This window comes from Pseudomonas sp. KBN12P06040 (genome assembly GCF_037574965.1).
Classification (GTDB): domain Bacteria; phylum Pseudomonadota; class Gammaproteobacteria; order Pseudomonadales; family Pseudomonadaceae; genus Pseudomonas; species Pseudomonas aeruginosa.
In genome coordinates this window covers 5,165,392-5,187,589 of the sequence record NZ_JBBELS010000001.1, presented here as the reverse complement: position 1 = coordinate 5,187,589, position 22,198 = coordinate 5,165,392, and the positions used below count along the sequence as shown (strand labels likewise).

Here is a 22,198-nt window from a genome sequence, read left to right as displayed (position 1 = left end):
GAACAGGAAGCCTCCCGGTACGGGTACCGGGAGAATCGATTCACAGGTTGTAGTGGCGACCTATCATGGGAACGGCCGCCGCAGCCCCGTATACCGAGTTCCAGGACTGCCAGCCAAAATTGATGCCGATCAGTCCGCCATGGATCTGGTTGGGGATTTGCGGCTCCAGCCTGCCGCTGGCCGAAGAACCCATGACATTCCCCTGATTCCAGGCGACCAGGCCGCCCAGCAGGCCCGAGCCTCCGACCTTGCCGGAAGCGGAAGCGCCCCTGATGGTGCCGGTGCTGAAGCCTGCCAGCCCGCCGATATAGCTGTCGTATCCCGCCCTCGCATCGCCGCTGGCCGAGGCCCCCAGGACGAGAGCCCGCCAGCCTTCCAGGGAGCCGACCAGCCCGCCGACACTGGCGCCGCCGCCCCCGGTGACCGCGCCGGTGGCGTTGGCGGAGCGGATCGAGGTATTTTCGCCGCGGCCGAGCAGTCCTCCCAGATTGTGGCCGGTCATGTCGATTACCGTCCCATGGCTACTGGCGAGCATCAGCGAGCCTCGCAGATCGTTGCCGAGCAACCCGCCGATGGCCCTGGAACCGTTGGCGCTGACGTTGCCCGAAGCCGAGACGTTCGTCAGCGAGGCGGCATCGTTGTAGCCGACGAGTCCGCCGACGCGACTGCCCTTGCCCCCGGTGACATTGCCGGATGCGGCCAGGGTGCTGTGGTTGCCGCCCCGGTTGTGGCCGATCAGCCCTCCCACGTCACTGTTCGCCCCTGCGTTTACCCACCCGGAGGCCTTCAGGTTGGAATGATTGCCGCCGAGGTTGGACCCTATCAGGCCACCCAGGGTTTTGCCGCTGCCGTCGGTGACTTCGCCACTGGCGGAACCGTTGATGATGGAGCCGTACAGGTTTTCGCCGAGCAGACCGCCAACCGCTTCTGCTCCGCGGGTAGCGACGTTGCCCTTGGCGGAGGCATTGACCAGCGAGGCATTGGCGTTGAGACCGATCAGGCCGCCGGCCTGGAGCAGCGACCCACCACTCAGGTTGCCGCTGGCACTGACGTCGGCCAGGTTGCCTGCCTGGTTGTGGCCGATCAGGCCTCCCAAGTAGCGACCGGCTTGCAGGACGACGTCGCCATGGGCGCTGGCGTTGGTGATGGCCGCGTTCAGGTTCCGGCCGATCAGCCCGCCCAGTGCTTCCGCGTCTGTGCCCCGGACCTTGCCGCTGGCCGTGGCGTGGGCGATACCACTGTTTACGTTGAGGCCGATGAGCCCTCCGTACAGGCCGTGCTGTCCGTTGCCTGAGACGTCGACGAAGGCGGATACGTCCGCCAGTCCGCCGGCGGAGCTGTATCCGACCAGTCCTCCCAGGTTCATCCCGTGACCGCTCAGCGACAGCGTTCCCTGGCTGCCGCTGCTGCGGATGAGGCCGCCGCGGTTCCTGCCTACCAGGCCCCCCGCGCCGTAGTGGCTGGCATGGTCCTTCAACTGGCCGGAGATGGCAAAATCGGCCCGGCTGTTGGAGATGCTGGCCACGCCCCTGGCTGTGCTGATGTTTTCGGCTGCGAGTCCGCCCAGAGCATAGGTGTGGCGGTTGCCGACCAGCGTGCCGCTGGCGCTGGCGTTGTCGATGCTGCCCAGGTTCAGTGCGACCAGCCCGCCGAGGCTGTTCAGCTTCGAGGCCGCGGCGATACGGATGTCGCTGGCGTTCACATTGTCGATGCGACCGAGGTTGACGGCGGCCAGGCTACCGACCTGGACGTTGTAGTGGGTGGCCTGTGCTCCATCGGCGGAAATGCGTTCCAGGTTCAGGTTGCGGAGGGTGCCCCGGTTGACGCTGAACAGGCCGGAGTAGGCACCGGTGCCGTACACGGCAAGATTATCGATGGTGTTGCCCAGGCCGTCGAAGGTACCGCCGAAGGCGCTGGCGTTGCCTATCGACAGGAAGCTGGAATTGCCGCCTGCGATTCGATTGCCGAGGACATAGCTGCCGCCCAGGTCCCTATCGATGCCGCGCAACTGCTGCAGGTCCTGGATCACGCTGTAGTCCCGCCCATTGGCGCGGAATCCTGCGTTCTTGCCGGACAGGGTGATCCGGGCGCCTTCGGCGAGGGCATAACCCTTGTCCGAATTGAATTCGACCCGGGCTCCCTGGCCAGTGAGAGAGAGGCTGTCGTCGATACGGAGAGGGCGCTGCCCGGCATTGAGAGTAAGGCTGGCGTTTTCCCCCTGGGCCGTCAGCGCGCCATTGATCCTGAGGTCCCCGCGCTCGGCGGTTAGCGTCAGGCCGTTGCCGCTGTCCCAGGACAGCGGCGCGCCGACATGCGCGTTGCCCCGGGTGGCGACCACTTCGACGTTGCTTGTGGAAAGGTTGCGGGCCAGGGTATCGGCATGCAGCGTCGGGCCTTTTCCCGCGCTGCTTGGATTCGCCAGGCCGGAACCGACATTCTCGCTGCTCCGGGCCTGAACGGTACGTGACCTGACGTTGGTGGCGGAATTGCCGAAGACCTTGTTACCGCCGGTCTGGACCTGGACGACATGCACATTGCCGGCGTCGGCGGCGATATCGGGTAGCGTCTGGACCTGGACGATGCTGGAGCCATTGGCGCCTGGGCTCAGGTTGGGGAGAGTCTGGGTCTGGACGACATCGATTCCGTTGACGCCGGGGCCGATGTTGGCACCGCTCTGGCTCTGCACGATTGTGACGCCATTGACGCCCGAGCCGATGCTGGGGCCGCTCTGGCTCTGCACGACGCTGATGCCACTCGCGCCTGAACCGATATTTGCGCCATTCTGGCTTTGCACAACGCTGATGCCACTTGCGCCCGAACCGATATTGGCACCGTTCTGGCTCTGCACGACAGTCACGCCATTGACGCCCGAGCCGATATTGGGGCTGTTCTGGCTCTGCACGACGCTGATGCCACTCGCGCCGGCGCCGATATTGGCGCCATTCTGGCTTTGCACGACGCTGATGCCATTGGCGCCCGAGCCGATATTGGGGCTGTTCTGGCTTTGCACGACGCTGATGCCATTGGCGCCCGAGCCGATATTGGGGCTGTTCTGGCTTTGCACGACGCTGATGCCACTTGCGCCCGAGCCGATGTTGGCGCCGCTCTGGCTCTGCACTGCGGAGGTACCGTTGGCGCCGGCGGCGAGGTCGACGGCCGGCTGCTGCTGAACGATGGTCACGCCGTTGCTATCGGACGCATTGGCCCCGGCTGGGCCCTGCGCTACATGGACCTGGCCGGAACCATCACCGGCAGCGTTTGCCTGGCCGACAGCGGCTACGCTGACCTCGTGCGAGAGAATCCTCCAGGTGCCGGTTGCGCCCTGGTCGGCATGGGTGTCCACCTGCGCGGTTCGCTGTATCTCGACGTTCGCGCCCTGGTTCAGCACCAGGCCGCCATTGCCTCCGCCGATGGCGCTGGCGTCCTGCTTGCCGGCCACCCGCACGGTACCCTGTTCGCCGCCGTCGAGGACGATGCGTCCTTCCGCGCTGCGTAGCGTCCTGGCCTCGAGAGTGCCCTGGTTGTTGACGACGGTCTTGAGCAGGCTGTCGGCGCTGCGGGCGCTCATCAGCACCTGGCCGCCATCGGCGCGGATGAGGCCGCCGTTGTGTGCAAGAGCGTCGACCGAGCCCTTGTCCACCTGCAGGTTGAGCAGGCCGTCGCCGTCGAAATTGAGGTTGATGCCCTGGCCTGCGCCCAGGGCCACGGCGCCGAGTTGCGCCTGGATCACGCCGTCGTTGCTGACCCGGGCGCCCAGCAGGGCGATGCTGCCGCCTTCGCTGGCTTTCAGGCTGCCGGCATTGCTTACGGTTGCGCCGGAGTCGCCGGAGAACTGGTAGTTGCCGGCGAGGAAGTCCCTGTCGGCCAGGTCCAGGGTGGAAGCCACCAGGCCGCCTACGTTGACCTGGGCGGACTTGCCGAAGACCACGCCGTTGGGATTGACCAGGAAGACCTTGCCGTTGGCATCTATCCGCCCCTGGATATCGCTGCCGTTGCGGCCGATCACCCGGTTCAGGGCGACGGCGTCCTGGCCCGGCTGGTGGAAGCTGACCCGCTCATCGGCACGGACGCTGAACTCGTTCCAATTAGTGATCAGCTTGTGGCTCTGCTGGTCGATGACCATATGCCGGCCATCGGTGGATGTCTGGAATCCGGCATCGCCTGAAACGACCGTGGCGCCGCTGGGCAGGGCGACGGCGGGGGCCTGGCAGAACAGGCCGAGCAGTGACGCTCCGGCGACTACGAGCGCCTTGCCGCGTCCGCTCTTGCTGCGCCGACGGGTACCTTCGCTTGCGACGTTCCAACAGCCTGTGGCCTGGTTCCAGACCAGCGTATAGCTCTTGTTCATGGCTTTTCCTTTCAGTGGGGCCCGCCGGCATGGCGGGCGGGAGCTTGCTCAGAAGTAGCGGGTCGCTTGCAACCACAGCCGGGGAGTGCGCTCGGGCTCGATGTTGTTTTCCTGGCTCAGGGGCCAGGCGGCGGTCAGGCTGACCTGGTGATCCGTTCCGTACCAGGTTGCGCCGCTGCCGACGGCGGCCATGCGGTTGCGATTGCCTTCCGTGGTGTTGGGGTGCTTGAGGAATTTCACCGCGCCCTGGTCGACGAACGAACTCAGCTGCCAGCCCGGAGCCAGGCTGTAGCGCAGCTCCGCACTGGCTTGCCAGCCTTCGTCGCCGTAGCCCTTGTAGCTGCCCAGGGGGAACGCCCGAACGCCGTAGGGGCCGCCCATGTCGAACTGTTCCGCGCTGTCTAGGTTGCCGCCGCTCCACTGGGCGTTGAGTTGGGCGAACAACTGCAGGCGGTCGCCCAGGTGCTGCAGGCGTACGGCGTTGAGCATGATCTTGTCGAAGCTGCCGGCGGTACCGATGGTGTAGCGGTCCAGCAGCCGCTCTTCGGCGGAGTCGATGGCGAGCTGGCCGTGGGCATAGGCCAGCGAGAAGCCGCTCTGTCCACCGCCGAACAAGCGGTCCTGGGCGTTTCCGCTGATGCTGGCGGTCCACAGGCGGATCTCCTTGCGGCTATGCCTCCCGGTACGCTCCTGGTCATCGCGAAGTCGTTTGTTTTCATATTGCAACTGGGTGGACAGGCTTAAGCTGCGGCTACGCAGCAGGGGCTGGCTGACGAACAGACTGTCGGTAATGGCCCGGCCATGGGCGTCCAGGCGCGAGAAATCGCGTACCAGTCGATAGGTCGTCTCGGCGTGGGCCAGTCCGATGCGCGTGCCTCGGGAACCAAGGGGCAGTTGATAGGCTGCACGGTAGTAGCGTTGGTGCCGGTCGCTGCCCAGCAGGCTCAGTCTCGCCTGGTCGCCCAGTCGCAGCGGGCTGTTGAAGTCGAGGGTGGTTCCCAGGCGATATTCCCCCATGTAGCGGCCGCCATAGTTGTCTGCCTCCAGCCTTCCGCCGACCAGCGGGCCGGGGCGGGCCTCGACGCGCAAGTCCGTGGTTCCCTGCGCCTGGCCCGGCAGCAGGGTGCCTTTGGCCTGGAGGCCGGGAATGTCGCTCAGGAGCAGAAGCGCACGCTCCAGCTCCGAGCCCTGGACCGCGGTATCTCGTTCGAGTGCGCTCAAGGGGCGGAGTAGAACGCGGTCCAGCGTTCGGGACGTGTTGTGCAGTTCGATCCTGCCGTAGCGTCCCTCGAGCACTTCGATGCGTACCGTTCCATCCTGGATTTCCTGTGCCGGGAGGAAGGCGCGCGCCAGCACATATCCCTTTTCCCGATAGAAATCGCCGATGCGGGCGGCGGCGGCGTGCAATTGGCTCAGATTGAGTTCCTGGCCCGGCAGGTCGTGCAGGAGCGCCAGCAGGCGTCGATCGTCGAACTGCCTGTTGCCGCTGAGTTGGAAGCGCTTGACCAGCACCGTCGGGCCGCCCTCTTCGGCAGCCCGTGATACGCCGTCCTCGGGGCTGGGGCGCTCGGCGTCCAGTTCCACCGGCGCGGGCAGGTTCAGGCGTCGGCTTTCCACGTCACGCAGCGCCTGCCCCGCATCCGGGGCGGCACTGGCAAGGCCGGACGACAGCATGGCCATTCCCATGAGGCCCGTACGGAGCAACGGTCCGGCCCTGAGGGATGGAACGATCGAAGTGGAACTGCCGGAAGGCTTTGGGGAGGGCGGCGGGAAAGAAAGGCTAGCCTGGTTACGCGGAAAAGCTGGATGCATGGTCAATCGGCCCGGAGCGCGGTTCTTGCAGGGAAAAGAAGCCGATATCCGCAGGCATGTGCAGAACGATCGGTTTCAAGGCGGAGAATCGAGTGGGCGATAGCCTGGGGCGAGGCTGAAACGGCGACAATCGTAGTTTTCTGGCGTTGGCCGGTAGAACTTCTTGGTTTTCGTAGGGGACTGGGAGGACTGCTGTAGGAAAAAACTCCGGTGATAACGGGCTCGGCTGCGGAAGCGGCGGAAACAGTGGGGCGGAAGTAGCGGCTGAGCGCGATTCCGTATCGCGACCGTGGCGGTCATGATCAAAGGGCCTGTCCGACTATCGCCCGCCGTTCGATCTGGCGGCTGGAGCATGGGCAGGACGCAGCGCTAGAATTCCGTCTCGGTTTACGGTCCCTCTCAGGCTGAGCATCAACGGCGTGTGTCTTTCGGTTCTTTTTCGCGGCGTTCACCCATGACCGGCACCAAGCCCACAACGCCCGTAGCCCGCTATTTCCACCAAGAGGCGCAACGGCGCGGCTATGTGCTGGACGCAGCCCAGGGCAATGCCATTCTTCATCTCGATCGATTGGCGGAGCGCTTGCGTCGAGGTCCGTCGCTATTCCGGCAAGCGCCGCGCAGCCTCTACCTGTGGGGGCCGGTCGGGCGCGGCAAGAGCTGGCTGATGGATGGCTTCTTTCGCAGCGCCGATTTGCAGGGCCTGCGCCGGACGCATTTCCATGCGTTCTTTCGCCAGCTTCATGACGGCATGTTCCGCCGCCAGGGGCGGCCCGATGCCCTGGGCGGTGCGCTCGACGAACTGCTGGGAGATTGCCGGCTGCTTTGCTTCGACGAATTCCATGTCCACGACATCGGCGACGCGATGCTGATAACACGCCTGTTCAGGGAGCTGTTCCGCAGGAAGATCACCCTGGTCTGCACCTCCAACTACGCACCGCGGCAACTGCTGCCCAATCCGCTCTACCACGAACGCTTCCTGCCGGCGATCCGGTTGATCGAGACGCGCATGGAAGTGCTGGAAGTAGCCGGCGCCCGGGACTACCGGACGATTTCGCCGCGGCAGGAGATCGCTTCCGGTTATGCCAGCGGCGGGTATTGCTGGCCAGCCTCATGCGCTTGCCTGGATGAGTTGGGCTTGTCCGCGCCCGAGCCCTCGCAACGCGTGACCCTGCAAAGCGGCGCGAGGACGTTGCAGGCGCGCGCGGTGTGCGGCGACCTGGTGTGGTTCGCCTTCGCCGACCTTTGCGAGGCGCCAACCGCGGTGATGGACTACCTTGCCCTCGGCGAACGCTTCTCTACCTGGGTGCTGGAGGGCGTACCGCCGATGGCGCGCTGTTCGGTCGCCGCCCAGCAGCGCTTCATCAATCTCGTCGACGTCCTTTACGACAATGACCGGCGTTTTTTCCTGAGTGCCGAAAAGGCGCTGCCGGACCTGGTCGAGGGCAGCGACCTGCCTGCGGACATGCAGCGTACCGCCAGTCGGCTGGCGCAGTTGCGCCAGCTTCGCTGTTGAAGGAACGCCCCGCGCCGACGGCAAACGGGGCGTAATGGCTCAGTGCAGCTTGAGGCGTGGCTCGGTGCTGCGCAGGCGGCCGCTGAGCATCAGCATCGCGGTGCGCAGCGGACCGTACAACGCCATCTGGTGCATGCGGTATAGCGATACGTAGAACATCCGCGCCAGCCAGCCTTCGAGCATGACGCTACCCATCAGATTGCCCATCAGGTTGCCGACCGCGCTGAAGCGCGACAGCGAGATCAGCGAACCGTAGTCGCGGTAGTGATATTCGCCCAGCGGCTTGCCTTCGAGACGGGCACGCAGCGATTTCACCAGCAGCGAGGCCTGCTGGTGCGCGGCCTGGGCGCGTGGCGGCACGTTGCGCGGTTGCTCTCCCGGTTGCGCCGGCTGGGGACAGGCGGCGCAGTCGCCGAAGGCGAAGATGTCGTCGTCGCGGGTGGTCTGCAGGGTCGGGCGGACCACCAGTTGGTTGATACGGTTGCTTTCCAGGCCGTCGAGTTCCTTGAGGAAGGCCGGAGCCCGGATGCCCGCCGCCCAGACCTTGAGCGTCGCCGGGACGAACTCGCCGTCGCCGGTCCAGAGGCCGTCCGCATCTACCTTGCTCACCGCGGAGCCGGTCATCACCCGTACGCCGAGCTTGCTCAGGGTCTGGTGTACCGGCTGACTGATACGCTCGGGCAGCGCCGGCAGCACCCGTGGGCCGGCTTCGACCAGGCTGATGTGCAGGTCTTCCGGGCGGATCCGGTCGAGCCCGTAGGCGGCCAGCATCTGCGCGGCGTGGTGCAGTTCCGCAGCCAGTTCGACGCCGGTGGCGCCGGCGCCGATGATGGCGATACTCACTGCGTTGTTGTTCGCGTCGTGCCCGGTATGCGCACGCAGGTACTGGCCGAGCAGCTGGCGATGGAAGCGTTCGGCCTGGGCGCGGGTATCGAGGAAAATGCAGTGTTCCGCAGCGCCCTCGGTGCCGAAGTCGTTGGTGGTGCTGCCGACGGCGATCACCAGGGTGTCGTAGGCGATGTCGCGCTCGGGAACCAGCTCAACGCCATTCTCGTCCACCAGTGCGGCCAGGCGGACCCGCTTGCCGGCGCGATCCAGGCCCTGCATGCGGCCGAGCTGGAATTCGAAGTGGTTCCATTTCGCCTGGGCGACGTAGTTCAGCTCGTCCTCGGAGGAATTGAGCGAGCCGGCGGCGACTTCGTGCAGCAGGGGTTTCCAGATGTGGGTGAGGTTGGCGTCGACCAGGGTGACCTGGGCCTTGCCGCGTTTACCCAGGGTGCGGCCGAGACGGGTGGCGAGCTCCAGCCCGCCGGCGCCGCCGCCGACGATCACGATGCGATGGGACATGTGGATATCTCATAGTGGGAATTCCGTGAGGCGGTCGTCGGGAGCGTGGCTCGACCGGACGACTCAGGCCAGGTAGCTGAGGAGGCGGCTGAGCAGGCCCAGGCCGATGACCACGGCGAGCAGGACGAACATCAGGAACCACGGGCGGAACGGCGCACGCTCGACCTGGTGCAGCGGCGAGGCGAGGTACTGCTCGACCTTCTGCTGGTCTTCGGGGCTCAGTCGGCTGGACATGGCAGGCCTCCGTTTTCGATGTCGGTCATTCTAGACAGACAGGGGGCTCGATCACCAGCGGATCGTCGAGGCGGATCACTCCGCTGCCGATCACCCGCGCGGTGATGCCGCCCTGTTCGCGCACGCTCTTCAGCGTGCGGTGGTCGATGTGCTTTTCCAGGCGTCCGCAGGGTTGGTACCAGCCAGTGGTTTCCAGCAGCGCGCCGCCGAGGCGGAAGCGACGGTCCTTCAGGCTGAGCAGGTTGATGCCGGCGACGGCGATGTTGCGGCGCATCTCGTTGGGCAACAGCGGCCTGCCCAGCAGGGTACCGAGGGCCTCGATGTGTTCCCACTGCACCAGGGTGACCTGGCGCGGCGGGTGCGGGTGGTCGCCTGTCAGTCCCAGGCCGCGCCGTGCCTCCACCACCTCCAGTTCCTGGATCGGCGCGCGGCTGCCGGAGCGCACGCCGATCCACTTCACCCGCCCTTCGCTCACAGGCCTACCCCGGCGTCGAACAGGATGCTGCGGCCGAGGTTGGCGCGCAGGAATTCGGGGGCGCCGGAGTGAGCGAAGAGCACCCGGGCAAAGGTCGGACCGACCATCGACAGCGAGCGCCAGCCTTGGCGCAGGTATTCGGTGGGCGGCGGGAAGGGCGTATTGAAATCGGGCACCGCGCGCTTCAGGTTGACGAAGGCCAGCAGGTCCAGTTCGCCGTGGTCGATGCCGCGCTCGCTATAGTTGTGCGCCTTCTTGCGCAGGGTTGGCGCCAGTCGTGCCTGCAGCTCGGCGGCGGCGATCCGTTGTGGCCGCTCTTCGCGTCGGATCAGTTGGCGCAGGCTGACGGCCTGGCGGCGACGGGTCAGTTCCTCGCGCCACTCCTCGTTCAGCCGGCGACCTTCATCGAGGACGAAGAACACCTCGAAGCCGGCACCCTTGAACAGGACGTCCGGCGGCTGTTCCCCGGGGGCGGCGAAATCCTCCTGGCGATAGGGCACGTTAAGGGCTTCGAGGAAGCGCTGGCAGACCCAGCGCTCGCGGTCCCATTTACGTGCGTTGGAGAGGAAGTCGTTGGCTTGTTCGGCCTGACGGGTGAGCAGGCGCAGATAATCCGCTTCGTTCATGGGCTCAGCTTAGTCTGCCGGCGGGCCCGCTTTCCAGCCTGCAGGCGTTCCGGTTGCGACAATCCGTCCCGGAGCGCGCCAGCGGCGAGGCTCGGTGTACACTGCCGTTCCCCTTGGGCCGGAGCCGTTCCGATGCAACTTCGCAGCGTCATCGCCGCCGATCACCCGGCACTCTTCGCGCTGTGGTCGCGAACGCCAGGTATCCGCCTGCGTGCGGAGGACGCCTATCCCTTCTTCCTCGCCTACCTTCAACGCAACCCCGGGCTGAGCCTGCTGGTCGAAACCGAAGGGGAGGTGATCGCCTGCCTGATGGCCGGGCATGACGGTCGCCGTGGTTACCTCCAGCACCTGGTGGTCGATCCCGGTTATCGAGGGCTGGGGCTGGCGCGGCGGATGCTCGACGAAGTGCTGGCGCGTCTGGCGAGGGAGGGGATCGGCAAATCCCATGTCTTCGTCCTGGATGCCGCCGAGGAGGCACAGGCATTCTGGCGAGCCCAGTCGGACTGGGAGCGGCGCAAGGACATCCAGGTATTTTCCACTCGGGAGGGACACGCGTGAAACGATTGCATTGGGTTCTGCTGGGCATGCTGCTGCCCGGCCTGGCGCTGGCCGTGGAGAAGGGCTCCACCCTGGAGCCCTGGACGTTGCAGGACCAGTTCGAAAAGGCGCACTCGCTGGACGACTCCACCCGGGTCCTGCTGGTGGCGCGGGACATGGACGGCTCGAAGTTGGTCAAGGCGGCGCTGGCGGAACGCCCAAAGGGCTACCTGGAGGCGCGCCACGCGCTGTTCCTGGCGGACATCAGCCGCATGCCGGCGCTGATTTCCCGGCTTTTCGCGGTGCCGGCCATGCGTGACTACAGTTATCCGGTGCTGCTCGATCGCGACGCGGCCATCGCTTCTCGCTATGCCTCGGACGAGGGCAAGGTCCTCTGGGTCAGGCTGGAGCAGCGCCGCGTGTTGGAAACCCGCCAGTTGGATTCGCCGGTGGCCCTGCGCATCGCCCTGGAACAACTGCAGCCGTGATCGCTGCCGAATTGCTGTCGGCGGAAAGCCTGGAACTGGGCTGGGCCATCTATGCGCCGCTGCTGCTGCTCGCCGCCTGGCGCGCGCCCTGGGTCGAGCTGGTCAGCGATACCCGCCGCCAGCACCTGGTGTTCGGCACCATGCTCGGGCTGTTCCTGCTCTGGCTGGTGCGCCGGGACTTCGAGTCGGGACTGTCCTTCCATTTCATCGGTATGACCGCCGTCACCTTGCTGCTCGACTGGCCGCTGGCGATCGTGGTGGGGCTGGTGGCGCAACTGGGCTTGTGCCTGCTCGGCCGCCAGGATTGGCTGGCGATCGGCGTCAACGGCGTGCTGCTGGTGGCGATCCCCGCGCTGATCGCGGAGCTGGCGGCGTTGTTCGTGGAAAAGCGCCAGCCGCGCAACCTGTTCGTCTACATCTTCTGCTGCGGTTTCTTCCCGGCGGCCCTCACCGCGGTGGTGGTCCTGCTGCTCGGCCTTGGCGTGGTCTGGATCGACGGCCTTTTCCCGATGCCGCCCTGGCTGGAGGACTTCGCTGGTTACCTGTGGCTGATCATGTTCCCCGAGGCCTTCATCAACGGCACGGTGATCACCGGCCTGGTGGTCTACTACCCGGAGTGGCTGGAAACCTTCAATCGCACGCGCTACCTGCAGGCGCCCTGGAAGGACGAAGAGCGCAAGCCCTGATGACCAGTCATTCGCCAGGTTCATGGCGGGCGGCGGCTGACTTGCGTCAGTGTTTCGGACGAAGCCGGCCGCGATCCTGCCGTTTTCCCAGGTGAGGAGCGGAACATGGGTGTCCATGAATGGGCCCGAGAGGGCCTGCGAGAGTTACTGTCGAAGAGCGACGAGGCGGACCGGGCAATGCGCCTGCGCGCGTTGCTCAGCGCAATCGTCGAACTGAACCGGGCGGAGCGCGATGCTGGCGACCTGGCCAGCGAACTGCAATTTCTTGCGGAGAATCTCGACGACCAGCGCGACTACGCTTTCATGCGTCCCTGAAGGAACGGGCCAGCCGGATTGGCTGGCCCGTTGCGTTCAATGCTCGCGAGGCGGCAGGTCGGCGGAGAAGATATCGTCTTCCAGGGTGTCGCCGGGGATCGCATGTTCCTCGGCGGCCCAGGCGCCGAGATCGATCAGCTTGCAGCGGTCGGAGCAGAAGGGGCGGTACTTGTTGTCGCTTTTCCATTCGACGGGCGCGCCGCAGGTCGGGCACTCCACGGTCAGGGGCTGGCTCATGCTCGGCCTCCTCGCAAGGTCAGGTAGAAGGCGTGCAGTCGTTCGACTTCACGCTGCAGGTGGGACAGGTCGCCGTCGTTGACCAGCACGTCGTCGGCGTGCTTCAAGCGCTCGTCGCGCCGGGCCTGGGCCTGGAGGATCGAGCGCACCTGCTCCTCGGAGACCTTGTCGCGAAGCATGGTGCGCTGTAGTTGCAGATGTTCCGGGGTATCCACCACCAGCACGCGCTGGGTCATCTGGCGCTGGCCGGACTCCACCAGCAGCGGCGAGACCAGGATGGCGTAGGGCGATTCGGCCCTGGCCAGGTACTGGACGATCTCCGCGCCGATCAGCGGGTGCAGCAATTGCTCCAGCCAGCGCCGTTCCTCCGGCGCCTGGAAGATCCGCTCGCGCAAGGCGGCGCGGTCGAGCTGGCCATCGGGCAGGAGGATGCCGTCGCCGAAGCGTTCGACGATCTTCGCCAGGGCCGGACGCCCCGGCTCCACCACCCAGCGGGCGGCATGGTCGGCGTCCACCAGGTGGACGCCGAGGGAAATGAAATGCTCGGCGGCTGCGCTCTTGCCGCTGCCGATACCGCCCGTGAGGCCTAGTATCCAGGGTTGGGTCATTTGAATCCGGCGAATTGCAGATAGGTCCGGGTTATTTGATCACCCCAGAGCAAAGCAATCCACCCGGCAATCGCCAGATAGGGACCGAAGGGGATCGGCGTGCCGCTTTCGGCGTTGCGCAGGCGCAGCATGATCACCCCGAGGATCGCCCCGACCAGCGACGACAGCAGGATGGTCAGCGGCAGGATCTGCCAGCCGCCCCAGGCACCGAGCATGGCCAGCAGCTTGAAGTCGCCGTAGCCCATGCCCTCCTTGCCGGTCACCAGCTTGAACAGCCAGAACACCGACCACAGGCTCAGGTAGCCGAACACCGCGCCGAACAGCGCATCGTCGAGGCTGGCGAAGAGGCCGAAATGGTTGGCGATCAGGCCCAGCCAGAGCAACGGCAGCACCAGCACGTCCGGCAGCAGTTGGTGATCGGCATCGATCAGGCTCATCGCCAGCAGACCCCAGGTCAGCAGGAGCATCGCGCCCGCCTGCCAGGTGAAGCCGAAATGCCAGGCGACGTAGCCGGAAAGCAGCGCGGTGGCCAGTTCCACCAGGGGGTAGCGTTTGCCGATGGCGGCCTTGCAGGACGAGCACTTGCCGCCCAGCGCCAGGTAGCTGACCAGCGGGATGTTTTCCCAGGGGCGGATCTCGTGGCCGCAGCGCGGGCACGCCGAATTCGGCAGCACCAGGTTGTAGGTCGCCTGCTTGGGTTCCGGCTCCAGCCCGAGCGCTTCGCGGGCTTCGGCCTTCCAGTTGCGCTCCATCATCTTCGGCAGGCGATGCACGACGACGTTGAGGAAGCTGCCGACCAGCAGGCCAAGGAGGATGGCGCACAAGACAAAGGCCAGCGGATGGCTGGCCAGGTAGTCGAGGAGTTCCATCTTTACACAACGGAACCCAGTTGGAAGATCGGTAGATACATAGCGATGATCAGGCCGCCGACCAGTACGCCGAGCACGGCCATGATCATCGGCTCCATCAACGTTGTCAGGTTGTCGACGGCGTTATCGACTTCTTCCTCATAGAAACCGGCAACTTTTCCTAACATCTCATCTAGCGAACCTGATTCCTCGCCAATTGCAGCCATCTGGATAGCCATACTGGGGAAAACATTGGTGGTGCGCATGGAAAAGTTCAATTGCATGCCGCTGGACACGTCTTGTTTGATCTTGGTAACGGCATTCTTGAATACCACGTTGCCAGTTGCTCCGGAAACGGAGTCCAGAGCTTCTACCAGAGGCACTCCAGCCGCAAAGGTAGTGGATAGCGTTCGGGCGTAGCGGGCGATAGCTGATTTGTAAAGTATCCCGCCGATGATAGGTAGTTTCAGCAGGCCCCGATCTACTGAATCTCTCAGTTTTTGCGAGCGCCGATGAACTTCCCTAAATGCAAAAGCTGCGGCAAAAAGACCAATAAGCACTATGAGCCACCACTCTTGAAGAATCTCGGAAAGATTGATGACCATTTGAGTAAAGGCCGGCAACTCGGCGCCAAAATTTGCAAATACGGACTGGAACTGTGGGACCACTTTTATCAGAAGGATCGCCGACACCACAAGGGCCACTACAATTACTGCAATGGGATAAGTCATGGCCTTTTTATTTTGGCTTTCAGGGATTCTGTCTTTTCTTTATAAGTTGCTACCCGATCCAATAATGTCTCCAAAGCACCGGACTGTTCGCCAGCATCGACTAGGTTGCAGTAGAGATCATCGAAGTAAATGGGTTTCTTTCGAAGTGAACTGGCTAAGCTGTTACCGGCGGCAACATCCTGCTTGATCTCATCGACTAGCTTGCGCATGTTTGGATTTTCGAATCCTTCGCCGATGATGTCAAAAGATTGCAGTAACGGTACGCCGGCACCCATCATGGTAGACATCTGCCGAGTGAACAGGGCGATGTCCATGGGCTTAATCTTCTTCCCTGCCCCAAACAGGGTGATACCTTTCTTGCGGACCTTTAGTGGGTTGATACCCTGTTTGCGCAGTTGAGCCTTCACCAGCATAGGGTTTTGCCCGGCCAACTCTCCTTTGACCTTGCTGCCTTTCTTATCAGTGCCTTCCCAGATGAAGACACTGGTCTTTAACGCTTTGTCCGCCATGGATTAGTCCTTGGTCACGCGGTTGACTTCCTCCAGGCTGGTGATCCCCTGCATGGCTTTCAGCAGGCCTGAGGTGCGCAGATCGTTGAAGCCTTCTTTGCGGGCTTGCTCGGCGATCTCGATGGAGTTGCCTTCCTCCATGATAATCCGCTGCAGGGCCGGGGTGTTTTTAACCACTTCATAAATACCGACACGGCCCTTGTAACCGTTCTTGCAATGGTCGCAGCCTACTGGTGAATACAGCTTGAAGGTGCCGATCCGATCCTCGGGGAAGCCTTCATGGAGGAGTGTTTCCTTCGGTACCTCATGCTCTTTCTTGCAGTGCGAGCAGAGTTTTCGCGCAAGTCGCTGGGCGATGATCAGGTTCACCGAGGTCGCCAGGTTGAACGCTGGCACGCCCATGTTCAGCAGGCGGGTCAGGGTCTCGGCGGCGCTGTTGGTGTGCAGGGTGGACATCACCATATGCCCGGTCTGCGCCGCCTTGATGGCGATCTCGGCCGTCTCCAGGTCGCGAATCTCGCCGACCATGATCACGTCCGGGTCCTGGCGCAGGAAGGCGCGCAGCGCCTGGGAGAAGTCCATGCCCTGGCGCGGATTGACGTTGACCTGGTTGATGCCTTCCAAGTTGATCTCCACCGGGTCTTCGGCAGTGGAGATGTTGATGTCGGTGGTGTTGAGGATGTTCAGGCCGGTGTACAGGGAGACCGTCTTGCCCGAGCCGGTGGGCCCGGTGACCAGGATCATGCCCTGCGGCTGCTTGAGCGCAGCCAGGTAGAGTTCCTTCTGGTCTTCCTCGTAGCCGAGGGCGTCGATGCCCATCTGCGCGCTGGAGGAATCGAGGATACGCATCACGATCTTCTCGCCCCACAGGGTCGGCAGGGTGTTGACGCGGAAGTCGATGGACTTGGTCTTCGACACGCGCATCTTGATCCGCCCGTCCTGCGGCTTGCGCCGTTCGGAGATATCCAGGCCGGCCATCACCTTGAGTCGCGCGGAAATACGGCTGGCCAACTGGATCGGCGGCTTGGCTACTTCATGGAGCATGCCATCGGTGCGGAAACGTACGCGGTAAATCTTTTCATAGGGCTCGAAATGCAGGTCGGAGGAGCCGCCTCTGATCGCATCCAACAACATTTTGTTGACGAAACGCACCACCGGGGCGTCGTCTGTCTCTGCACTGGAATCATCATCCTGGCTTGCGCCCGCACCGGAACCGACATCCAGGCCTTCCAGATCCACGTCGTCCAGTCCTGCAAGGCTGTCAGTGGCATTTTCGAATAGTTTCTCGATGATGATGCCGAGCTTGTCATCCTCGACCAGGATGGCTTCAGTAGTCAGGCCTGTGCTGAACTGCACATCGTTAATCGCCTGGTGGTTGGCTGGATCGGAGATGCCGACGAACAGCTTGTTGCCGCGTCGCCACAACGGAACTACTCGATGCTGGCGCACCAGCTTCTCGCTGATCAGATCCTTGGGCAGACTGTCCCGCTCAAGGCTGTTCAGGTCGCAGTAGGCGATACCGAATTGATCCGCAGCCAGTTCGATCAAGGCCTGCCCTTTCACTAGCTTGCTTTGTACCAGATAGGTTACCAGCGACAACTTGTTGCGCTGGGCCTGCGATTGGGCCTGTTGGGCGGCCTTTTCATCGAGAAGTTCATGCAGGACGAGCTGGCGAGCCAAGCCGCTGAGTTGAATTGTGTCGTTCATTGGGAGTGGTCGCATAAGGCTAGATATGCTGCCTTATAACGCAGAAGAGGAGGGCTGCCAAACCGAGAAGGTCGGACTGCCGAAAAGCGTCACATATTGTCGGTTTGTGGGGCTGCCGCTGGAGGGGAGAGGCTGAACCGGCTTCGTAGCTATGGAGTTTTCAGGTTGGCATGCAAGATGCTTTATGGTCGTCAGGCGTTAGGCCTGGATATATCAATGGAGAGATACATGAAAGCTCAGAAAGGCTTTACCTTGATCGAACTGATGATCGTGGTTGCGATCATCGGTATTCTTGCTGCCGTCGCTTTGCCGGCATATCAGGATTACACCATTCGTGCTCGCGTGACAGAGGGGGTTGGTCTGGCTGCCAGCGCCAAGACGCTTATTGGCGATAGCTCTGCCACTGCCGGTGAGCTAGCCGCTTCGGCAAGGGTCTGGAATGCTCAAGCCGGTAACGCCGGTGCTACCAGTAAGTATGTGACCTCTGTACGAATTGCAGAGGCGACTGGTGAAATCACTGTTACTTTCAATGCCACAAACGTGGGTAATATTCCGGCTGACTCTACCCTGGTATTTACTCCCTATGTGCAGAATGCTGCCGGTGCCCCGACTCAATTGGGTGCCAGTTATGCTGCCGGTGTGACTGGCTCTATTGACTGGGGTTGTGCATCGCAATCCAATGCGGTTTCCAGTGGTCCCGACCGCAATATGCCTGCCCTGACTGCAGGTACCCTGCCGGCTCGTTTCGCTCCGAGCGAATGCCGCTAATAGGCTAATGCTGAAAAGAGCCCCTCCTAAGAGGGGCTTTTTTTATGTGGGAGAGTGGTTATAGTGCATTTCGCTGGAAGTCGTTGGAGAGCCTTTTCTATCCATCTACTCATTAGTCTGGCAATTTTTATCGTATTGCTGGCAATCATCTGTTTGTGGTGGTATCCCGGTGCTTTGTTCGAAATAGCAGGAGGATGGCAGGGGGTGCGCATCGTTGCCGCTGTCGACTTGGTTTTGGGGCCGTTGTTGACTCTGGTTGTCTATGATATGAGAAAGCCAGCCATGGAGTTAGTGCGTGACTTGGGTGTCATTGCTCTATTTCAGTTTTCCTGCCTGTCGGCGGGAGTTTATGTTGTCTATCAGGCGAGGCCGCTTGCTCTTGTTCATGTGTTTGATACGTTTCATGTGTTGAATAGGGCGTCTTATCTGCAGGCTGGCCTTTCTTCTGAAGAGTTGATGAGGTTTAAAGTGTTTTCTCCTGAGTATTTTTATATCGACTTGCCTGCGGAGAAAACCGAGTTCCTTGAACTGCATGTAAAAGGAATGCTCGATGGACGACCGCTACAGACCCAATTGGAGCGCTACAAGACATTGCCGGTGGTGGCAGGGCAAGTTGAGCGGATAGTGGGGAGGAATGCTCACTCCGTTGGGCCAGGTTGTATTCGTCTGGATATTGAAAGTGCCTACGAAACGGGAACGATCTGTTTCGATAAAGCTCGCCGTTTTTTCTTTGACTTCCGCAAGAGTGATGCTGCGACTTGATTTGCTTGGCTGCAGGGTGGTAGTTTGCTCGCCGCCGCCGGATTAGCTCAGTCGGTAGAGCAGCTCATTCGTAATGAGAAGGTCGGGGGTTCGATTTCTCTATCCGGCACCAGTCGCATAAAAAGCCCCGCTTCGGCGGGGCTTTTTTTCGCCTGCGATTCGTTCAGAGGGTGAGGCGCATGGACAGGTCGACGGCCCTGACGTCCTTGGTCAGGGTGCCGATGGAGATGTAGTCGACGCCGGTCTCGGCGATGTTGCGCAGGGTGCTCTCGTTGATTCCGCCGGAAGCTTCCAGCTTGGCGCGGCCGGCGGTGAGGGCGACGGCGGTGCGCATGTCGCCCAGGCTGAGTTCGTCGAGCATGACGATATCGGCGCCGGCCTCCAGCGCCTGGCGCAGTTCATCGAGGTTCTCCACTTCCACTTCCACCGGCTTGCCGGGTGCTATGCGCCGGGCCTCGGCAATTGCCCGGTCGATACCGCCGCAGGCGGCGATGTGGTTTTCCTTGATCAGGAAGGCATCGTAGAGGCCGATGCGATGGTTGTGGCAACCGCCGCAGGTGACCGCGTACTTCTGCGCGAGGCGCAGGCCTGGCAGGGTCTTGCGGGTGTCGAGGAGCTTCACCGCGGTGCCGGCGACCAGGTCGGCGTAGTGCTGGCTGCGGGTAGCGGTACCGGAAAGCAGCTGGAGGAAGTTCAGCGCGCTGCGCTCGCCGGTGAGCAGCGCGCGGGCCGGACCTTTTAGCTGGAACAGCATCTGATTCGGCTCGACTCGCTGGCCGTCCTCCACCTGCCAGGTCACCAGCACTCGCGGATCGACCTGGCGGAAGACCTCGTCGACCCAGGCGCGGCCCGCGATCGTCGCGTGCTCGCGGGTAATCACCCGGGCCTCGGCCTCGCGTTGTGGATCGATCAACTGAGCGGTAAGGTCGCCGCCGCCGACGTCTTCCGCCAGGGCGGTGCGGACGTTGGCCTGGATTTCGCCTTGGAGGTCGGCAAGGGTGAGGTTAGGCATGGCGGGCTCCTGTACGAGATCGGGCGATTATACGGAGCGCGGCGGACGGCGTCTGTGCCTACCTGGGCGCCGGTCGGGACGGCCGCCATTCATCGGCCTTCGCTTGTGTGAAGAGAGTCATGTCTATAGGAAAACCCTCTATCTAGATTTGAAAGTATCTCTATAATGAATGTAGATACTTGTTTTTGACGCCTGGAAATTGACGTTACGGACGACGCCAATCGATCCTCTGTGCCCGATTTTTGCCATTCCATGCGCGGCCGCGAGGGTGGCAGGAGAGTCCCGATGCAGAACGATGCCAATGTGGTGCACCTGACCAGGGTCGCTTCCGAGCCGTCGCCGAACGCCGGAGCGGGGCGCCTGCCGGTCATCCTCGTGCAGGTGCGCGACAAGGCGGCGCTGCAGCTGAAACAGGCGTTGCAGGCGTTGTTCGACAACGCCGACGACACCCTCTTCGAAATGGCCGACCGAGCCACCAGCAACCTCGAACAGAACGCTTTCTTCGAAGCCATGCGCGACCTGCGCCTCAAGCGCAAGAGTATCGAGCGGGTCTACCTGCAGAAGGTCTTCGAGGAGTTCTCGGCGCTCAACCAGGTACAGTCCGGCAAATCCGTGCCGACCCTGGATACCGTGTCCTTCGATAGCCTCAGCCTGGTACAGAACGAGGAACTGGAGGAGTCCGTCGCGGTGGACGCGATGGTGGCGCGGGTGATGAGCCGCGATGCCTCCGCGCTGGCCCACCTGAGCACCCGCCTGAACACCCTGGTCGGCCGGAAGGTCGACGAGAAGAACAATCCCCTTGCTCCGCGTCCGCTGACCGCGGCTTTCCTCGATGCCTGCCAGGGGCTCGGCGTCGAGATCAAGGTCAAGCTGATCATTCTCAAGCTGTTCGAGAAGTACGTCCTGGCCCATTGCGACCAGTTGTACGCCGAGGCCAACCAGATCCTGGTCGCTGCGGGCGTGCTGCCGGAACTCAAATCCGCGCTGCCGCGGCGTCAGCCCGCTGTCCGTCCCGAAGCGGTGCGCGATGCCGGGACCCTGCAGGCACAGGCTGCGCTGCTCGACGGCGGTCAGCAGGAAGTCTTCGGCGCGCTGCAGGAACTGCTGGCGCAGGTCCGCGACAATCCTTCCTTCTACCGTCGCGAAACGCCTGAGAATGCCGCGCCGATTTCCAGCAACGACCTGATGCGCCTGCTTTCCCACCTGCAACAGCACTTGCCGGGCCCTGGCGCCGCGGAGTTCGACGTCCGCGACGGGGTCGACCAACTGCTCCAGCGGGTCAGCCACAAGAGCGGCCGTTCTCGGGTGGTCGGCCAGGTGGACGATGACGTCATCAACCTGGTGTCGATGCTGTTCGAGTTCATTCTCGACGACCGCACCCTGCCTGATTCGCTGAAGGCCCTGATCGGTCGGATGCAGATCCCGATGCTCAAGGTGGCCCTCCTCGACAAGACCTTCTTCAGCCGCGGTAGCCATCCGGCGCGTCGCCTGCTCAACGAGATCGCATCCGCGTCGCTGGGCTGGGCCGAACACAATGATGCCCGGCGCGACAGCCTGTACCAGAAGATCGAACATGTCGTGATGCGGCTGTTGAACGACTTCGTCGACGACCCGGCGATCTTCGCCGAGTTGCTGGAGGACTTCATTGCCTTCACCGGCGACGAGCGCCGCCGCAGCGAGCTCCTCGAGCAACGCACTCGCGACGCCGAGGAAGGCCGCGCCAAGGCCGAACTGGCTCGTCAGGACGTGGAGCAGGTGCTGAACCAGCGACTGCTCGGCAAGGTCCTGCCGGAGGTGGTGGTGCGCCTGCTGCGGGATGCCTGGAGCAAGGTGATGCTGCTGATCTGCCTCAAGCATGGCAAGGCTTCGGCCGAGTGGCGGGAGGCCCTGGATACCATGGACGAGCTGATCTGGAGCGTCGGCCCGCATGATGATCCGCTGTCCCGCCAACAGTTGCTGGAGCGCGTGCCAGGCCTGCTCAAGGCGCTGCGCGAGGGATTGGCCAGCGCAGCCTTCGATCCGTTTTCCACCGGTGAATTCTTCAGCCAGCTGGAAACCCTGCATGTCCAGGGCCTGCAGCGCGACAAGCGCGGCGAGGCGGCGGTCGCGGACAGCCCCCTGCTCGACGAAGCGACCCCGGGCACGGCCGCGGAAAAGCCCCGGGCGCCGGTCATGCTGCGGGTGGTCGAGGAAATCGTCCTGACCTCGCCGGACGCCGCCCCGGCGCCTGTCGAGAGCGAAGTGCGCCTGCCGGACAACGACGAGGCACTGCTGCGGGTCGATGCGCTGCGTGTCGGCAGTTGGGTGGAAATCCAGGAGGACGCCGAGCACAAGCTGCGCTGCAAGCTGGCGGCAGTGATCCGGCCCACCGGGCGCTACATCTTCGTCAATCGCACCGGGATGAAGGTCCTGGAAAAGACCCGCATGGGCCTGGCGGTGGAGTTTCGCCGGCAGGCGGTACGCCTGCTGGACGATGCCTTGCTGTTCGACCGGGCCCTGGAGTCGGTGATCGGCAACCTGCGGCGCCTCAAGGGCGCCTAGCCGCTTCTCGAGGACCCGGCGGATGCCGGGTCTTTTCGTTCTTGCGGGTAATACCTTTCCTCGACGCATGTCGAAGCGGCCGATCCAGAGCCCG

General features: G+C 63.3%; 19 protein-coding genes, 1 tRNA gene and 1 pseudogene. 9 read left to right on the top strand and 12 right to left on the bottom strand.

Going from position 1 to position 22,198, the window contains the following annotated elements:
* Window positions 1-40 precede the first annotated feature (40 nt).
* Window positions 41-4,348, bottom strand: a complete 4,308-nt coding sequence (gene tpsA4 / locus VQ067_RS24430; protein ID WP_033990661.1) for a two-partner secretion system exoprotein TpsA4 — start codon at window positions 4,346-4,348, stop codon at window positions 41-43.
* Window positions 4,349-4,396: 48 nt separating this feature from the next.
* Window positions 4,397-6,034 (bottom strand): ShlB/FhaC/HecB family hemolysin secretion/activation protein, encoded by a 1,638-nt coding sequence (locus VQ067_RS24425; RefSeq protein WP_019372164.1) that lies wholly within the window; start codon window positions 6,032-6,034, stop codon window positions 4,397-4,399.
* Between the two features lie 547 nt (window positions 6,035-6,581).
* Between VQ067_RS24425 and zapE the strand changes: the two genes are divergently transcribed.
* Window positions 6,582-7,673, top strand: a complete 1,092-nt coding sequence (gene zapE / locus VQ067_RS24420) for a cell division protein ZapE (RefSeq protein ID WP_074241087.1) — start codon at window positions 6,582-6,584, stop codon at window positions 7,671-7,673.
* Between the two features lie 39 nt (window positions 7,674-7,712).
* Here the strand turns inward: zapE and VQ067_RS24415 are convergent, their stop codons facing one another.
* The 4 genes from VQ067_RS24415 to VQ067_RS24400 form a co-directional block, all read right to left on the bottom strand.
* A complete protein-coding gene (locus tag VQ067_RS24415; RefSeq protein WP_003112837.1) occupies window positions 7,713-9,020 on the bottom strand; it encodes an NAD(P)/FAD-dependent oxidoreductase in 1,308 nt (435 codons plus the stop codon).
* A 63-nt stretch (window positions 9,021-9,083) separates the two neighbouring features.
* The gene (locus VQ067_RS24410; protein WP_003094672.1) at window positions 9,084-9,254 is read right to left on the bottom strand and encodes a DUF3094 family protein; all 171 of its coding nucleotides are present in this window, start codon (window positions 9,252-9,254) and stop codon (window positions 9,084-9,086) included.
* Between the two features lie 25 nt (window positions 9,255-9,279).
* Window positions 9,280-9,729, bottom strand: coding sequence for an MOSC domain-containing protein (locus VQ067_RS24405; RefSeq protein ID WP_023100233.1), 450 nt, complete (start codon window positions 9,727-9,729; stop codon window positions 9,280-9,282).
* Window positions 9,726-10,355 carry a DUF1780 domain-containing protein gene (locus VQ067_RS24400; RefSeq protein WP_003094668.1) on the bottom strand — a complete coding sequence of 210 codons (630 nt, stop codon included), beginning with the start codon at window positions 10,353-10,355 and terminating at the stop codon, window positions 9,726-9,728. Before VQ067_RS24400 ends, VQ067_RS24405 begins: the two co-directional genes overlap by 4 nt.
* 132 nt (window positions 10,356-10,487) lie before the next feature.
* Here VQ067_RS24400 and VQ067_RS24395 point away from each other — a divergent pair, with 132 nt between their 5' ends.
* The 4 genes from VQ067_RS24395 (at window position 10,488) to VQ067_RS24380 (ending at window position 12,381) form a co-directional block, all read left to right on the top strand.
* A complete protein-coding gene (locus tag VQ067_RS24395; protein ID WP_003103865.1) occupies window positions 10,488-10,913 on the top strand; it encodes a GNAT family N-acetyltransferase in 426 nt (141 codons plus the stop codon).
* A complete protein-coding gene (locus VQ067_RS24390) occupies window positions 10,910-11,380 on the top strand; it encodes a hypothetical protein (RefSeq protein ID WP_003094664.1) in 471 nt (156 codons plus the stop codon). Before VQ067_RS24395 ends, VQ067_RS24390 begins: the two co-directional genes overlap by 4 nt.
* Window positions 11,377-12,066 carry an energy-coupling factor ABC transporter permease gene (locus VQ067_RS24385; RefSeq protein WP_003094662.1) on the top strand — a complete coding sequence of 230 codons (690 nt, stop codon included), beginning with the start codon at window positions 11,377-11,379 and terminating at the stop codon, window positions 12,064-12,066. Before VQ067_RS24390 ends, VQ067_RS24385 begins: the two co-directional genes overlap by 4 nt.
* Before the next feature lie 105 nt (window positions 12,067-12,171).
* Entirely contained in the window at window positions 12,172-12,381 is a 210-nt protein-coding gene (locus VQ067_RS24380) for a hypothetical protein (RefSeq protein WP_003094660.1), read from the top strand.
* Between the two features lie 36 nt (window positions 12,382-12,417).
* On the opposite strand, the gene yacG is transcribed toward VQ067_RS24380, so the two are convergent.
* The 5 genes and pseudogenes from yacG to pilB form a co-directional block, all read right to left on the bottom strand.
* Window positions 12,418-12,618, bottom strand: coding sequence for a DNA gyrase inhibitor YacG (gene yacG / locus VQ067_RS24375; RefSeq protein WP_003094656.1), 201 nt, complete (start codon window positions 12,616-12,618; stop codon window positions 12,418-12,420).
* Window positions 12,615-13,226, bottom strand: a complete 612-nt coding sequence (coaE, locus tag VQ067_RS24370) for a dephospho-CoA kinase (RefSeq protein ID WP_003094654.1) — start codon at window positions 13,224-13,226, stop codon at window positions 12,615-12,617. Before coaE ends, yacG begins: the two co-directional genes overlap by 4 nt.
* On the bottom strand, window positions 13,223-14,095 hold the full coding sequence (gene pilD / locus VQ067_RS24365) for a type IV prepilin peptidase/methyltransferase PilD (protein ID WP_003116251.1): 873 nt from the start codon (window positions 14,093-14,095) through the stop codon (window positions 13,223-13,225). The genes coaE and pilD overlap by 4 nt, the downstream gene beginning before the upstream one ends.
* Before the next feature lie 2 nt (window positions 14,096-14,097).
* A pseudogene (locus VQ067_RS24360) lies at window positions 14,098-15,314 on the bottom strand (type II secretion system F family protein).
* A gap of 3 nt (window positions 15,315-15,317) precedes the next feature.
* Window positions 15,318-17,021 carry a type IV-A pilus assembly ATPase PilB gene (gene pilB, locus VQ067_RS24355; protein WP_003116249.1) on the bottom strand — a complete coding sequence of 568 codons (1,704 nt, stop codon included), beginning with the start codon at window positions 17,019-17,021 and terminating at the stop codon, window positions 15,318-15,320.
* A gap of 228 nt (window positions 17,022-17,249) precedes the next feature.
* Here pilB and VQ067_RS24350 point away from each other — a divergent pair, with 228 nt between their 5' ends.
* The 3 genes from VQ067_RS24350 to VQ067_RS24340 all read left to right on the top strand — a co-directional run bounded on the left by VQ067_RS24350 (window position 17,250) and on the right by VQ067_RS24340 (window position 18,663).
* Window positions 17,250-17,789, top strand: coding sequence for a pilin (locus VQ067_RS24350; protein WP_033938465.1), 540 nt, complete (start codon window positions 17,250-17,252; stop codon window positions 17,787-17,789).
* A 63-nt stretch (window positions 17,790-17,852) separates the two neighbouring features.
* Complete coding sequence (locus VQ067_RS24345; protein WP_223677410.1) at window positions 17,853-18,551, top strand: hypothetical protein; 699 nt, start codon at window positions 17,853-17,855, stop codon at window positions 18,549-18,551.
* 36 nt (window positions 18,552-18,587) lie between these two features.
* Window positions 18,588-18,663 (top strand) — tRNA-Thr (locus VQ067_RS24340).
* A 51-nt stretch (window positions 18,664-18,714) separates the two neighbouring features.
* Here the strand turns inward: VQ067_RS24340 and nadC are convergent.
* Window positions 18,715-19,563 carry a carboxylating nicotinate-nucleotide diphosphorylase gene (nadC, locus tag VQ067_RS24335; RefSeq protein ID WP_033990663.1) on the bottom strand — a complete coding sequence of 283 codons (849 nt, stop codon included), beginning with the start codon at window positions 19,561-19,563 and terminating at the stop codon, window positions 18,715-18,717.
* 285 nt (window positions 19,564-19,848) lie between these two features.
* On the opposite strand from nadC, the gene VQ067_RS24330 reads away from it, so the two are divergent.
* Complete coding sequence (locus VQ067_RS24330) at window positions 19,849-22,104, top strand: DUF1631 domain-containing protein (protein ID WP_033990664.1); 2,256 nt, start codon at window positions 19,849-19,851, stop codon at window positions 22,102-22,104.
* Window positions 22,105-22,198 lie beyond the last annotated feature (94 nt).